This window comes from Streptomyces sp. JNUCC 64 (genome assembly GCF_054484115.1).
Map to the genome: position 1 here is coordinate 3,326,332 of NZ_CM137015.1, position 13,772 is coordinate 3,340,103.

The 13,772-nt window shown below is 74.2% G+C and carries 10 protein-coding genes; 9 read left to right on the forward strand and 1 reads right to left on the reverse strand.

From position 1 onward, the window contains the following. Positions 1 to 195: 195 nt before the first annotated feature. The 3 genes from ACVWNX_RS13455 to ACVWNX_RS13465 all read left to right on the forward strand — a co-directional run bounded on the left by ACVWNX_RS13455 (position 196) and on the right by ACVWNX_RS13465 (position 2,207). On the forward strand, positions 196 to 894 hold the full coding sequence (locus ACVWNX_RS13455; protein ID WP_454414151.1) for a hypothetical protein: 699 nt from the start codon (positions 196 to 198) through the stop codon (positions 892 to 894). Between the two features lie 358 nt (positions 895 to 1,252). Continuing rightward, on the forward strand, positions 1,253 to 1,543 hold the full coding sequence (locus ACVWNX_RS13460) for a hypothetical protein (RefSeq protein WP_454414152.1): 291 nt from the start codon (positions 1,253 to 1,255) through the stop codon (positions 1,541 to 1,543). A gap of 295 nt (positions 1,544 to 1,838) precedes the next feature. Further along, complete coding sequence (locus ACVWNX_RS13465; protein WP_454414153.1) at positions 1,839 to 2,207, forward strand: SH3 domain-containing protein; 369 nt, start codon at positions 1,839 to 1,841, stop codon at positions 2,205 to 2,207. Positions 2,208 to 2,486: 279 nt separating this feature from the next. Here the strand turns inward: ACVWNX_RS13465 and ACVWNX_RS13470 are convergent, their stop codons facing one another. After that, positions 2,487 to 4,058 carry an APC family permease gene (locus ACVWNX_RS13470; RefSeq protein ID WP_454414154.1) on the reverse strand — a complete coding sequence of 524 codons (1,572 nt, stop codon included), beginning with the start codon at positions 4,056 to 4,058 and terminating at the stop codon, positions 2,487 to 2,489. Between the two features lie 282 nt (positions 4,059 to 4,340). On the opposite strand from ACVWNX_RS13470, the gene ACVWNX_RS13475 reads away from it, so the two are divergent. The 6 genes from ACVWNX_RS13475 (at position 4,341) to ACVWNX_RS13500 (ending at position 13,673) form a co-directional block, all read left to right on the forward strand. Next, positions 4,341 to 4,529, forward strand: a complete 189-nt coding sequence (locus ACVWNX_RS13475) for a hypothetical protein (RefSeq protein WP_454414155.1) — start codon at positions 4,341 to 4,343, stop codon at positions 4,527 to 4,529. A 924-nt stretch (positions 4,530 to 5,453) separates the two neighbouring features. Further along, on the forward strand, positions 5,454 to 8,033 hold the full coding sequence (locus tag ACVWNX_RS13480) for a dienelactone hydrolase family protein (protein ID WP_454414756.1): 2,580 nt from the start codon (positions 5,454 to 5,456) through the stop codon (positions 8,031 to 8,033). Positions 8,034 to 9,146: 1,113 nt separating this feature from the next. Continuing rightward, positions 9,147 to 12,056 carry an AfsR/SARP family transcriptional regulator gene (locus tag ACVWNX_RS13485; protein WP_454414757.1) on the forward strand — a complete coding sequence of 970 codons (2,910 nt, stop codon included), beginning with the start codon at positions 9,147 to 9,149 and terminating at the stop codon, positions 12,054 to 12,056. Positions 12,057 to 12,348: 292 nt separating this feature from the next. Continuing rightward, positions 12,349 to 12,522 (forward strand): hypothetical protein, encoded by a 174-nt coding sequence (locus ACVWNX_RS13490; protein ID WP_454414156.1) that lies wholly within the window; start codon positions 12,349 to 12,351, stop codon positions 12,520 to 12,522. A 164-nt stretch (positions 12,523 to 12,686) separates the two neighbouring features. Next, a complete protein-coding gene (locus ACVWNX_RS13495; protein WP_454414157.1) occupies positions 12,687 to 12,926 on the forward strand; it encodes a hypothetical protein in 240 nt (79 codons plus the stop codon). A 153-nt stretch (positions 12,927 to 13,079) separates the two neighbouring features. Continuing rightward, positions 13,080 to 13,673: a hypothetical protein gene (locus ACVWNX_RS13500; protein ID WP_454414158.1), complete on the forward strand. Its 594-nt coding sequence runs from the start codon at positions 13,080 to 13,082 to the stop codon at positions 13,671 to 13,673. Positions 13,674 to 13,772: the final 99 nt, after the last annotated feature.

The following is a 13,772-nucleotide window of genomic DNA, read 5'->3' on the forward strand; positions in this document are numbered from 1 at the left end:
CAAGGAATTGGGCTACATCAAGTTTCCCTCAGAGAAGCCGGACCGACCTTGCCGGAGATCTCGGCCCGCTGCCATGATCTCCCACGTCGGGATTCGGGGGGAGTCGGAATTCACGGAGTCGGGGGACCGGAATCCGTGAGGCCGCATCGAATACCGTCCTCATTTTCCAGAGAACACGATCACGGGGATCAATTCATGCGTGCTGCAAAGATCGCGTCCACTCTCGTCGCTCCGTGCCTGGCGCTCGCCGTCCTCGGCGTGGGCAGCCCGGCCATGGCGAACACCGACCCCGGCGCGACCCAGCCGGAGCCCGTCGCCACCGAGGCGCCCGCCGTGCCCGAGGAGCCGGACCTGACCGAGGGCGCCCCGGACGTCAACGCCCCGGCCGAGCCGGGCGGCGAGTACACGCCGCCGGTCACGGGCGTCCCGAAGCCGGGCCAGCCGGCGCCGGACGAGCCGCACGGCCGTCCGTGCGAGCCGGGCTACTCGTACACGGCCACGAGCAAGGGCAAGGACTACCACAGGGGCGTCGGGGCCGAGCAGGCCAACTACAACGGCACCTCGCACACGGCGAACTCGGCGTTCACCTCGGAGACCGCCGGGGAGGTCGGGATCGCGGTGAAGGGCGAGCTGAAGGTCAGCGGCTCCGTCCTGGTGCTGGAGGTGGAGGGCGCCTTCGGCGTCGAGCTGTCGACGAAGCTCAGCACGAAGATCGGCAACACCATCCGGGTCAAGACCCCGCCGCGCAAGACGACGTTCGCCCGGTACGGGGTGTACCGCATGAAGAGTGCGGGCTACAGCCAGTACACGTACGCCAACTGCACCAAGGGCGTGAAGTACCCCTCGACCACCTACACCCCCCGCCGGGTCGGCTGGGCCATCTGGGAGAAGTGACGTGAACCGCACGGTGGCGCGGTGCGCCCTGCTCGTGGCGCTGGTCCTGGTTCCCGGGACGGCGGCCTGTTCCGCCGACGGTCCGACCGCCACGAAGTCGTCCGGCGCGGAATCCCGCACGGAATCCGGAAAGGAATCCGGAAAGGAATCCGCTACGGAAGACGGTACGGGGCCCGGAAGGGAATCCGGTGGGGAATCCCGTACGGAATCCACCGGCGAGCCGACGGGCGGGCCGGAAAGCGGACCGGGGGCGGAACCGGCGTCGGATTCGACGGCGGAATCCGTCGAGGACGCGCCCGCACTGGATTCCGACGAGTCCCTGGCCGGACGGGTCGCGGACCGGAAGGGCGACGGCCGGATGGAATTCGGCGCGGGCCGGAAGGGGGACGCGCTGGTCGTCGCCGTGCGGTGCCAGGGGAAGGGCCGGATCGAGGTGAACCTCCGCCCGACCCGGGTCGGTTTCCCGCTGGAGTGCGAGGCCGGGGCCGCGAGCACCACGTACAACCAGGTGGGGGTGTCGGGCGCGCACCGCTCCGGAACGGCGTCCGTCGAGGCTCCCGCCGGGGTCCGCTGGTCGATGACGGTCGGCCGGGGCGAGGCGGCCCGGCCGCAGGAGGAGGCGGGGACGGGGACGGAGGCGTCCGGCTGATCCCGGGCCGGACGGTGGGGGCGCGTGGGGCACGGGGCCCGCGCGCCCCGCACCCGGGGCCGGGGCCGGGGCCGGGCCGGAACGGGCGGACGACCAGGACGTGTCACCGGATCCACGCACACGTCCCGGACCCGTCACAGCCGTGTCACCCGGCACGGAAATCGCTGTCCGGCACGGCCGGGGCCGTGATCAGATCAAGCCATCGGGGCGGCCGTCCGGTCCACGGGGGACACGGGGCACCGGGACGGCGTCCGCGCTCCGGGGGGACCCGTTCCATCACAGGGAGAAAGCACGCATGAGGAAGTCGTTCGGAACCGCGCTCGTGACCACGGCCCTGGTGGCCGCCACCCTCACGGGTGGCACCGCCTTCGCCGGGAGCGCGGAGACCGTCCGTTCCACGCCGGTCGCGGCGGCCGCGGTCGACTGCAGCAGTTACTTGTCGCCGGTGAAGGCCAAGGAGACGGTGAAGATCCGCACCGCGAAGCGGCTGAACGCCACCGCGCTGGGCATCTGGGGGAAGGGCCGGGGCGGGGACGTCTGCAACGACGGCAGGTCGCAGGCGGGCGAGTCGTACCGGCTCTGCGGCAAGAGCAGCAACCAGTGGTACTACGGCCGCGTCGGCAGCATCAAGGGCTGGGTGCCCGCCACCTGCATCCCCGCGTAGCCGTACCGCGTCCTCGATGACGCGAACGGGGGACGGGGGAACGGAACGGGGCCGGGCCGCGCGTGCGGTCCGGCCCCGGGCCGTCGGAGCCGCCGAGGCCGACCCGGGCCGCTGAGGCCCGGACCACGGCGGACCGGAACGGGGCGACGCGGGGCCACGGGAGCCCGGAACGGGGCGACGCGGGCCACGGAGACGCGGCCCGTGGCGGTCCGGACCACCCCGGCCGACCGGACGGCCGACCGGACCCGCGCCGCCACCGCTCCGGCCGACCGCGCCGGATCAGTCGGTGACGACCAGCGCCGGGGTCTCCCGGGTGAGGACCTCGCCCCGGAAGAACGCGGGGCTGCGACGGCGCATGACGAGCATGATCCCGAAGCCCAGCAGCAGCAGACCGACGCCGATGACGAAGACCGAGCCGACCCCGAGGACGGCGGACCCGGAGCCGTAGGCGGGGTCCCACATGTCGAAGAGGGTCTTGGCGAAGACGGCCGCGAGCAGCGCCCCGCCGAGCACCGGGAAGACGCCCTTGAACATCAGGTCGCGCGGCGAGCGGCGCAGCTCGGCCCGGAAGAACCAGGCACAGGCGAACGCGGTCAGCGCGTAGTAGAAGCAGATCATCAGCCCGAGCGCGTAGATGGTGTCCACCAGGACGTTCTCGCTGACCAGGGTCATCACGGTGTAGAAGACGCCGGTGGCGATCCCGGCGGTGACGGTGGCCCGGCCGGGGGTGCGGAACCGGGGGTGCACGCGCGCGTAGGACGCGGGCAGCGCCTCGTAGGTGGACATCGCGAGCACCGTGCGGGCGACCGGGATGAACGTCGTCTGGAGGCTCGCGGCGGCGGAGGCCAGCACCGCGACGAAGAGCAGCACGCCGAGCGCGCCGCCCATGACGGGTCCCGCGAGCGCGGCGAAGACGTTGTCCGAGGTGTCGGGGTTGGCGAGGCCGAGGCCGGTGGTGCCGGAGCCGACGGCCATCTGCGCGGCGATGCCGGTGGCGAGGTAGGAGCCGACGAGGACGACCATGGCGACGAGGGCGGCCCGGCCGGGGGTGCGGTCGCTGCCGACGGTCTCCTCGTTCGCGGTGAGACAGGCGTCCCAGCCCCAGTACATGAAGATCGACAGCGAGAGTCCGGCGGTGAACGCGGCGAAGGACTGCACCGAGAACGGGTTCAGCCAGGACCAGGAGAAGTCGATCCCCGTCGCGAAGTCGCCGGAACGCGCCTTCTGGAGGGCGAACGCGACGAACACCACGAGGACGACGAGCTGGAGGGCGACGAGCGCGTACTGGACGCCCTTGGTGGCGGTCATGCCCCGGTAGCTGATCGCGGTGGCGACGGCGACCAGCGCCAGGACCGTGACGATGTGCACGGCCTTGTTGTCGTCGAGGGCGGCGATCCGGTCGCTGCCGGTCAGCTCCCCGGCGAGGAGCCAGAAGTAGGAGGTCGCCACTCCGGCGAGGTTGGACAGGACGATGATCGTCGCGATGACGAGGCCCCAGCCGCACATCCAGCCGACGCGCGGGCCGAACGCCTTCACCGTCCAGGTGAAGGAGGTGCCGCAGTCGGGGACGGCCCGGTTCAGTTCCCGGTAGGCGAAGGCCACCAGCAGCATCGGCAGGAAGCCCGCGAGGAAGACGGCGGGCATCTGGAGGCCGACCTCCCCGGCGGTGGACCCCAGGGTGGAGGTCAGACAGTAGACCGGGGCGACGGTGGAGATGCCGATGACGGCACTGCCCACCAGGCCCACGGAGTTCCCGTTCAGCCCCTTGCCCCGTACGTCCGCACCCCCGCCGGGGCCCTGGGCTCCCCGTACCTGGTCTCCGGCCGGAGGCCGCGCTTCCACCTGAGTCATGAACAGGAGGTTAAGTGCTGCGGTTTCCGTTACCGGAAGGGAGAGTTCCGTTTTTCGTCACTCCCCGGCGGGCGGAAATTCCTTGGGTTGAGCGAGCGCTTAGCGCGATGGATCGAGGTTTCCATGGACCGCCCGACGGGCGGCCAGGATTCCCAAGGTCGACTCCTGCGGGGCCTTCCGTGCGGGAATCGTCGCCTGTCCGATTTGTCACAGTCTCATTTTTTCCGGTACGTCCCCGTCGACCCGGACCGCTCCCGGGGACCCCCTGCCAGACTGACCGGTGTGAACGCTCAGAAGCCGGTCCGGTGCGTCCAGTGCGGCCGGACGTGCGTGATCCTGGCCCAGGCCGCCGACCCCGAGACCCGGCTCCCCCGGTGGCGCTACACCTGCCTCGACTGCCGCATCGCCTGGTGGGTGGACCAGCACGGCGGCGCGGCCACCGACTACGAACGCAGGGACCCGTCGCGCTGACGTTCCCGGCCCGGCGCCCCGCCGCCCGGCCCTCCGCGAACGTTCCGGACGCTTCCACGACCAGCCGCACGAACGCGGAGAAGGCGGTGAGGGCCGGGAACGCGGCGAGGGGAGCCCGGCCCGGGAACCACACCACCGCGCCCCGGGACACAGGACGGCGGCGGCACTCCCCCGACGACGGCCGAAGGGGAACAGGGCCCAGGGGACGACCGGGGCCACGGACACCGCCACCAGGAACACGGAATGCGCCGCCCGCACGGGATCACCCCCTGTCGTGACGGGTCCGGGTCCGCCTGGCCCGGCCTGCCGCACGACCTCGTATGACGCACCGTCAATTCCCGAGCGGGCGCCGCCTCCGCGCCGCCCCGCACCCGCGACGACCGGACAGCGCGACGGCCGGACCGCAACCGACGGACCGGCCCCCGGCATCCTCCGATCCGAAAGGGAGGAGCCACCGGAACCCCCGGCGGCTCCCCCGTGCGACCGAGCGCAGGGAGGATGACCACCTTGAACCGTGTCACGCGCGCGGGGGCCGTCACCGTGGCGGCACTCACGCTGGCGGCGGGCGTACCCGAACTGGCCCTGGCGGCACCGGGATCGGCACCGCCGTCCCGGGCCGCCGGAACGGCCGAAGCCACCGGAGCCACCCGAGCCGCCGAAGCCACCGGAGCCACCCGGTCCGCCGGAACCGCCGAGGCCACCAGGGCCACCGGAGCCGCCAGAAGCCCCACGCCCCCGGGCCACCCGTCAGCCCCACCGACCTCACCCGCCCCACCGACCTCACCCGCCCCGGCGACTTGGGCCGCCGCCGGGGCCACCGGGGCCGCCGCGCCGAGCGGGGACGAGCGGCTCCCCCCTGGCTGGCGCATATCCGGGGCGGGGCCGGGACGACAGCTGGTGTGGACCGCGCCCGACCGGCTGCCGATGGGGGGCGCCCGGGTGGAGTTCCACCTCGGGGACCGCCCGCTGGGCGTTCCGGTGCCGGACCGGGACGGACGGACCTTCCGGCTGGCGCTGGGCGGCGAACGGCCCCTCCCCGGCGGCGGGCTCCGGGCGGTGGCCGCCGGACGCCGCCTCGACCGGGCGGGGGCGGACGGGGCCCGCCGTCAGCCGTTCACGGGGGAGCCAGCCCCGGTGACCCCCGTGCTGCCCGCCCGGCCGCCCGCGAACCCCGTCGACCCGGGGGTGAAGGGCCGGTACCGCACCACCAGCGGGGAGTACTCCCTGCCGTCGGTGAAGCTGCCGGGGCTGCCCGAGAAGGTCGAGATGAAGGCGACCGTGGTCGGCCCCGTCGGAGCCACCGGCGCGCGCCCCCTCGTCCTCTTCCTCCACGGCCGCCACAGCACCTGCTACGACGCCCGGGGCGAGGAGTCGGGCTCCTGGCCCTGTGAACCCGGCTACCGGCAGGTCCCGAGCCACCGGGGGTATCTGCACGACCAGAGGCTGCTGGCCTCCCAGGGGTACGTCACCGTCTCCGTCTCCGCCAACGGCGTCAACGGCCAGGACGGGGCCGAGGACGACGGGGGCGCCCAGGCGCGGTCGTCGTTGGTGCGGCAGCACCTGGCGCGGTGGGCGGGCTGGGCGGCGCGTCCGTCCACGGCCCCCGCCGCCGTGAAGGGGCTGCCGAAGCGGAACCTGGACAAGGTGCTGCTGGTGGGGCACTCCCGGGGCGGCGAGGGCGTCAACCGCGCCGCCATGGACACCCTCCACCCCGCGCCCGCCGCCGTCGACGGCTACCGGGGACCCGTCCGCTGGAAGATCAAGGGCACCGTCCTCGTCGCTCCCACGATCTTCGCCCAGAACCCGGTCCCCGACGTGCCCTCGATGACGATCCTGCCCGGCTGCGACGGAGACGTCTCCGACCTCCAGGGCCAGATGTACGCCGACGCGACCCGGGGCGTCACCCGGGGGCGGGCGCTGCACAGCGTGGTCTATCTGATCGGCGCCAACCACAACTACTTCAACACCGAGTGGACGCCCGGCCAGGCCCAGGCACCGGCCGACGACGACTTCTGGCCGGGCACCTCGCCCGATCCGCTGTGCGACCGGGGCAGGGCGGCCCGGTTGACGGCGCGGCAGCAGCAGAAGGCGGGCTCCACCTACATCGCCACCGCCGCACGCCTCTTCGTCGCCGGCGACGACAAGGTCCGCCCCCTCCTTGACGGCACCCACCGCCGCGCCCCCTCCGCCGGACCCGCCCACGCCCTCACCCACGCCACCGGCGCCCACCGCCGGCCCGCGATCCTCCCCACCGACACCACCCGCGTCACCGGCGGCGGACTGTGCCGTCAGGTCAACCACGACGAGGGCTGTCTGCCGTTGGACGGGCACGTCCGCTCACCGCACTTCGCCTTCTGGCAGACGTCCTGGGAGCCGGGCCGGTACGCGGTCGCCGCCCGCTGGAGCCGTGCCGGAACCCCCGTCAAGGTCACCCCCGACCGCCCCTTCTCCGTCAAGGGCTCCGACGCCCTCACCCTCCGCGTCATCGTCCCGCCCAACTCCACCGGCACCGCGCTGGACGTCCGCGTCACCGACGCCGACGGACGCCGCGCCCACCTCGGCCGCACCACCCTCGACGGAGTCCCCGGCACCCCCCGCACCACCTCCGCCTGGGCCCGCGAGACCCGGGTCACCCTGAAGCCCGCACTGCGCGCCGGACTCGACCTCACCCGCCTCAAGAACCTCGAACTCATCCCCCGCACCACCAAAGGACGCCTCTGGCTGATGGACGCCTGGGGCTGGCGCCCCGGCACCCCCACCGTCCGCCCCACCCCCCTCCCCCGGGTGGACATCGGACGGCTGACCGTGAAGGAGGGCGACGCGGGCACCCGGACGTTCAAGGTGCCGGTGACGGTCTCCGGCCAGGGCACTGGCACGATACGGCTGTTCGACAGCCCGCCCTATCCGCTGCCGGAGTCCCACCGCACGGTGACCGTCCGGCCGGGCACCCGGCTGCTGGACGTCCCCGTCGAGGTGGTGGGCAACACCCGTCACGGGTACGAGCTGGTCCACGGGGTGTTCGCCAAGGCGGTGCGGGGCGCCGTCATCGGCTCGGACCGGGGCGGGGTGACCGTCAAGGACGACGACCCCCGGCCCGGGGTCACCGTGCGCCGCGTCGCGACCCGGGTGGCCGAGGGGGCGCCGCTGGTGTGGCGGGTGAGCCTGTCGGACCCCGCCGACGTGGACACGCTCGGCGTCGCCTTCCGTGTCGGTCCGGTGTCCGGTGGGGCGGAACTGTCCACCAAGGACGTCGAACGTGGTTGGCTGGACCGGAACTTCGGGGTGTCGCCCGATCCGGAGCGGCCCCTGTCCCGACTGGACGACCCGTATGTCTCGGTGGTGGTCCCGGCGGGAGAGACGAGCGTCGACGTCGCGGTCCCCACGGTCCGCGACACGGTCACCGAGGGAACGGAGACCCTGCGGATGCGGACGATCACCTACGACGACCAGTGGAACCCGGTCGAGGGCCCCTGGGTGACCGGTACGGTCACCGACACCCCCTGACCCGCGGCGCGGTCCGTCCCCGACCTCCGTCCCCGCCCCACCGCCCGGACGGACCGCGCCCCACCCCGCCCCCGCCTTCCCGAACCACCCGCACCACGCACACCACACGCACCACCCGCGCAGAAGCACGGAACAGCACGGCACCGACGGCAACACCCGGAACCGTACGCCTGACGGCCCGCCCGACGGCGTACGGGACGACGTACGGCATCGACGCACGGGAGGCCCCACCTTGCGCACACGCCACGGACCGGTCATGACGGATCGTCAGTACGGCCCGCGCGCCGCGTTCACGCCCCCACCCGACGGCACCCCGTCGCACCGCGCGCCGGACGGACCGCCCGGAAGCCCGAACGCCCCCTCACTCCAAGGGCGTCCACCGGGAACCTCCGACGGGCGTACGGGTGTCTTCCCCAGGCACGGCCACCCGTACGGCCCCGCGCACCGAGGGGTCCGGACCGGGAACGACAACAGTGACAGGTCCATATCAATACTGACGCTTCCGGTACCGAGCAGGCACACTGACGGAGGCCAGGAATCTCGTCAGTCAGGGCAGGGAGACGCATGGACGGAGCACCGCGAGTCCCGGATCAGCGCCGTCCGGTCACACCGGCTTCCGGCCGGTCGGCCGTCCCGCACACCGACGGACCCGGAGCGTCCGGACCGGACGGCGGCGGCGCGGTGACCGGCTCCGCGCACGATCCGGCCACCGCACCGGGGAACGCCGACCGGACGCACACGGACGTCACGGACGGCGCCCGATCCTCCGGAGCCCCGGGGACTCCGGAGCTCCCGGGAACCCCAGGAGCCCCCGGAGCCCGGGGAGGCCCCGGAAGCCCCGGAGTCCCCGGACGGATCGCCTCGGGGCCCCATCCCACCCCGGCCGCCGCCGCCAGCGCCCACCAGGCGACCAGCGACACCCCCGGGGCCGACGCCAGCACGCCGCCCGCGCCGGGCGGTCGGGTCCCGGTGCCCGGCGGCCCCAGCGGCCGGGCGGGCGCGCCGCACCGGACGGACGAGCGGTCGGCCGCGCGGGAGACCACCCCGACGACGGTCCTCACCCCCACCGACCGGACCGCGCCCGGGGCCGCGACCAGCGGCGGAACGAGGGACGTGGGCGGCACCGGCGACGACGCCCACGACCTGCGGTTCGGGGTCCTCGGCCCGGTACGGGCCTGGCGCGGGACCACTCCCCTGCCGACCGGCTCCCCCCAGCAACGCGCGCTGCTCGCCGCGCTGTTGCTGCGCGACGGCCGGATGGCGACGGCCGGTCAGCTGATCGACGCGCTGTGGGGCGAGGAGCCCCCGCCGCAGGCGCTGGCCGCCGTCCGCACCTACGCCTCCCGGCTGCGCAAGGCACTCGGCCAGGGCGTGCTGGACAGCGAGGCGGGCGGGTACGCGATCCGGACGGCGGCGGACGCGCTGGACCTGAGCCGTGCCGAGACGCTGGCCGCCGGGGCCGAGAAGGCGCGCGCCGAGGGCGATCCGCCCCGGGCGCGCACCCTGCTGAACCAGGCCCTCGCCCAGTGGGACGGCGAGCCCCTCGCGAACGTGCCCGGCCCGTTCGCCGCCAACCAGCGCACCCGGCTGGAGGAATGGCGGCTCCAGCTCCAGGAGACCCGGCTGGACCTGGACCTGGACCAGGGCCACCACGCCGAGGCCGTCTCCGAGCTGACCGCGCTGACCGCCGCCCACCCGCTGCGCGAACGGCTGCCCGAGCTGCTGATGCTGGCGCTGTACCGCAGCGGACGGCAGGCCGAGGCGCTCGCCGTCTACGCCGACACCCGGCGGCTGCTCGCGGACGAGCTGGGCGTGGACCCGAGCCCCGGCCTCAGCGAACTGCACCAGCGCATCCTGCGCGCCGACCCCGGGCTGGCGGAGCCGGAGGCGGCGGCGCCCGAACCGGTGGCCGCCCCGGTGCGTCCCGCGCAACTCCCGGCGACGGTGCCGGACTTCACCGGCCGGACGGCGTTCGTCTCCGAGCTGAGCGACGTCCTCGCCACCGCCGAGGGCCGGGTGATGGCGGTGTCGGCGGTCGCGGGCATCGGCGGGGTCGGCAAGACGACCCTCGCGGTGCACGTCGCGCACGCCTCCCGGGCCCGGTTCCCGGACGGCCAGCTGTACATCGACCTCCAGGGCGCCGGGCCGCGCGCCGCCGAACCCGAGGCGGTGCTGGGAGCGTTCCTGCGCGCCCTCGGCACCCCCGACCCGGCGATCCCCGAGACGCTGGAGGAGCGCGCCGCGCTGTACCGCACGCTGCTCGACGGCCGACGGGTGCTGGTCCTGCTCGACAACGCCCGGGACGCGGCGCAGGTGCGTCCGCTGCTGCCCGGCACCGAGGGCTGCGCGACGCTCGTCACCTCCCGGACCCGGATGGTGGACCTGGCGGGCGCCCATCTGGTGGACCTCGACGTGATGTCCCCCGAGGAGGCCCTGCAACTGTTCACCCGGATCGTCGGCGAGGAGCGGGTGGGCTCCGAGCGGGAGGCGGCCCTGGACACCGTCGCGGCCTGCGGGTTCCTGCCGCTGGCCATCCGGATCGCCGCGTCCCGGCTGGCCGCCCGGCGCACCTGGACGGTGTCCGTCCTCGCCGCGAAGCTGGCCGACGAACGCCGCCGCCTGGACGAGCTCCAGGCCGGTGACCTGGCGGTGAAGGCCACCTTCGAACTCGGCTACGGACAGCTGGAGCCCGCCCAGGCCCGGGCGTTCCGGCTGCTCGGCACCGCCGACGGCCCGGACATCTCGCTGACCGCGGCGGCGGCCGCCCTCGACCTGTCGGAGGACGACACCGAGGAACTCCTCGAAGGGCTCGTCGACACCTCGTTGCTGGAGTCGGCGGCACCCGGCCGCTACCGCTTCCACGATCTGCTGCGGCTGTACGCGCGGGTCTGCGCCGAGCGCGACGAACCCGCCGGACGGGACGCCGCGCTGCGCCGTCTGCTCGACTTCTACCTGGCCACGGCGGCGGGCGTGTACGCCCTGGAACGCCCCGGCGACCGCACCGTCGACCACCTCGAACCGACCGCCCGGCCGGGGCTGGTGTTCACCGACGCCAGAGCCGCGCTGGACTGGCTGCACTCCGAGGCGGACTGCCTGCTGGCCGCCGTGCTGCAGGGCGGACGGATCGGGGCGCCGCGCGCCGCGGTGGACCTGCTGATGGCGGCGAAGGCCCTCGCGGAGGTGGGGGTGAGCACCCGGCGCTACGAGATCGCGGCGACCACGCTGCGGGACGCGGCGATGGCCGCCGGGGACGCACGGGTGGAGGCCCGTGCCCGGCTGACCCTGGTCCAGATCCACAGCACCGCCGGACGGTTCGCCGCGGCCGACGACGAGGCCCGGCGGGCCCTCCTCGCCGTCGAAGCCGCCGACGACCCGTGGGTGAGCTGCAACGCCCCCAACGAGCGGGGAATCATCGCTCTCTACGAGGGACGCCACGACGACGGCGAACGCTTCCTCCAGGAGTCGATCGAGGCGTTCCGCGCGGACGGCAACCGACCCGGGGAGGCCAGCGCCCTGTGCAACCTCTCCCGCATCCACCTGGCCACCGGGCGCACCGAGAAGGCGGTCCGGCTCGCGGAGGAGGGCGTGGCGATCTACGACCGCATCGGTCTCACCCTGCGGCTGGCCAACGGCCGTTACGCGCTGGGCATGGCACTGACCCAGGCGGACCGGCTGTCCGAGGCGCTGGACCAGCTCACGGAGGCGCTGACCGTCTTCCGGGAGTCACGGCAGCGGCTGTGGGAGGGCATGGCCCTGTTCCGGCTGGCGGAGGCACACCTCGCGGCCCGGCGTCCGGCTCGCGCCGCCGCTCTCGCGGAGCAGGCGCTGGTCGCGCTGCGGGAGATCGGCGGCGAGTGGCGCCGGGGCAACGTGCTGACCCTGCTGGGCCGGGCGCTGGCCGGGCTCGGCCAGTCCGACCGGGCCCGGGCCTGCTGGACGGAGGCGCTCGTCCTCTACGAGGAGCTGGGCTCCCCGGAGGCCGACGAGGTGCGGGCCCTGCTGACGCCGTCAGCGGTGGCCTGAATCCGATACTTCCCGGTCGTCGCCCGACCACCACGGCGCCCGCCGTCCGGCTGTGATCCGTCCAGCCGGACGGCGGGTCCGGGACGGGCGATCCCCCCGCCACCGGCCCGTTCATCATTCGTTTATCCCGCTCGGCCACTCTTTTCCCATCGGCTCGTCCCAGCGGGGGGCAGACGAGCTGATGGGCCCTCACTGACTATGGTGATCGGCCTGAAGTGCTCGTCCGGCAGCCCACGGGGGAGCTGCCGGACGAGCCAGTCTCAACGGCTCCCAGAAACAGGAGTTCAGCACCATGAGCAACGCCGACAAGACCGGCAAGCCGCAGCTCATCGACATCGGCGACGAGCCGGTCGTCGCGGCCAAGGACAGCCACGCCACCGGCGGCAAGACGAAGCCGGCGGACAGCCACGCCACGGGTGGCACCGCGAAGCCCGCGGACAGCCACGCCACGGGTGGCAAGCCGTAAGTCCACGGCACACAGGGGGGCGGGGGAACGACGAACCGCGGCGGCATGAGGGGGAGCCGCCGCGGTTCGTCGTGTCGTTTTCCCGTCCCCTCGCCCGTTCCACCACGACGGCCGGGCGACGGACGTCCGGCCACGACACCGACACCCATGGGAGAACACGGATCATGAACCGCGCACGGAAGCTCCTCGTCGTCGCCCTCGCCACGGGAGCCGCACTCGCCCTCGCGGGGAACGCGATAGCCAGGGACGGCCACGCGACCGGGGGTCCGCTAACGCCCGCCGACGGCCATGCCACGGGCGTCCTCAAGCCCGCCGACGCCCACGCGACCTCCCCGCTCGACGCCCACGCGACCGGCGGTCTGCTGAAGGCCGCCGACGGGCACGCCACGGGCACGCGCGGCTGATCGACGCGCTCCCCGTCCCGTCCCGGGTCACGAGCCTCCGGAGCGGACGGGTCGCCGCGCCGTCACGACCGGTGACGGCGCGGCGGCCACTCGTCTGGCGGGCCCGGGGCACCGGGCGTAGCGTCGGTGACGGGGCGCGAAGGAGGCGACGCGATGGTGCGCAACGTCCTCGGGTCGGTCCTCGCGCTCATCGGAGCGGCGGCCGCCGTCTGGAGCCCCTTCCGTGCCTGGTACGACGGCCGTCCCGGGCGGTACTACGCCGTCGGTGAGCTGTTCACGGGCCGTGGGGTGGGTGACGCCCGCGCGGAGCTGTTCCTCTCGTTGTTCCTGCCGTTCCTGGCGGCGGCGCTGGTGGCGCTCGCCGGGGTGGTGTTCCGGTCCCGGCTCGCGGTGGCCCTGGCCGGTGTGGTGGTCCTCGGCTTCACCGTGTTGTGGATGGTGCGGGTGGGTCAGGCGATGGGCGAGCTGGTCGTCACGGGGGACGGCCGGGGGCTCGGCTGGGGTGTCGTCGGCGGACTGGGCGGCGGACTGCTGCTCCTGCTCGGCGCGCTGCTGATGTCCGGCCGCCGCCCGGCCAGGACCGCCCCCGTCCCACCCGTGTCCCCGCCGCCGACGGCCGCCGACGGCCCGCCCGGACCCGTCACGGGCCGCGACACCGCCGAGACCCGCACCTGGGACCGGCCCGACCGTCCGCCTCCCGGCCCTTCCGGTCCGCCTGATCCGCCGCTGGGCGGCAGCCGCTCCTGAGCCGCCGCGTTCCCTTCGGAAGAAGCCGCCAGAGCACCGCAAGACGGTACGAAACGCCTCGCCCCCGGCGTCACGTCGGATGGCCCGGGACCCCGAAGA

What these genes read in the sequence shown, in the direction of transcription:
- ACVWNX_RS13460 (WP_454414152.1), top strand. Translation starts at nt 1,253, where the DNA reads ATGGAATTCGGCGCGGGCCGGAAGGGGGACGCGCTGGTCGTCGCCGTG.
- ACVWNX_RS13455 (WP_454414151.1), top strand. Translation starts at nt 196, where the DNA reads ATGCGTGCTGCAAAGATCGCGTCCACTCTCGTCGCTCCGTGCCTGGCG.
- ACVWNX_RS13490 (WP_454414156.1), top strand. Translation starts at nt 12,349, where the DNA reads ATGAGCAACGCCGACAAGACCGGCAAGCCGCAGCTCATCGACATCGGC.
- ACVWNX_RS13480 (WP_454414756.1), top strand. Translation starts at nt 5,454, where the DNA reads ATGGGGGGCGCCCGGGTGGAGTTCCACCTCGGGGACCGCCCGCTGGGC.
- ACVWNX_RS13495 (WP_454414157.1), top strand. Translation starts at nt 12,687, where the DNA reads ATGAACCGCGCACGGAAGCTCCTCGTCGTCGCCCTCGCCACGGGAGCC.
- ACVWNX_RS13500 (WP_454414158.1), top strand. Translation starts at nt 13,080, where the DNA reads ATGGTGCGCAACGTCCTCGGGTCGGTCCTCGCGCTCATCGGAGCGGCG.
- ACVWNX_RS13465 (WP_454414153.1), top strand. Translation starts at nt 1,839, where the DNA reads ATGAGGAAGTCGTTCGGAACCGCGCTCGTGACCACGGCCCTGGTGGCC.
- ACVWNX_RS13470 (WP_454414154.1), bottom strand. Translation starts at nt 4,058, where the DNA reads ATGACTCAGGTGGAAGCGCGGCCTCCGGCCGGAGACCAGGTACGGGGA.